The following is a 269-nucleotide window of genomic DNA, read 5'->3' as shown; positions in this document are numbered from 1 at the left end:
GCTATATCGTTAGCATGGCCACACCAATCAATTTGGCTGCCTTCAATCATCACAAAAAAGCCTTTTTTGTTTTGGCCATCTAACAAATCAAGTGTTTTAGTGGTTAATCTTGCAAGGCGAGTAGGGTGTTCATCAATTGCGTATGGAAGGCCTTTTTCGGCGTATAAACCAATGGCAGGGAGCTGCGTAATTTGGCCTAGGTTATTAATGTCGTCGGAGTATTGATAACCAGCGGCTTTAAATTCTTCAATTAAGTTACGGTCTTCACG

At 41.6% G+C, this 269-nt stretch carries 1 protein-coding gene; it reads right to left on the bottom strand.

All coding sequences use genetic code 11. The annotated features are described in order from the left end of the window. Positions 1 to 269: alkaline phosphatase (locus tag AAEY62_RS22590; protein ID WP_350636657.1), on the bottom strand; the 269-nt coding region annotated here is incomplete at both ends.

The sequence above is a fragment of the Pseudoalteromonas sp. GW168-MNA-CIBAN-0100 genome (assembly GCF_040309225.1).
Lineage (GTDB): Bacteria > Pseudomonadota > Gammaproteobacteria > Enterobacterales > Alteromonadaceae > Pseudoalteromonas > Pseudoalteromonas arctica.
This window is presented reverse-complemented; position numbering and strand designations above follow the sequence as displayed.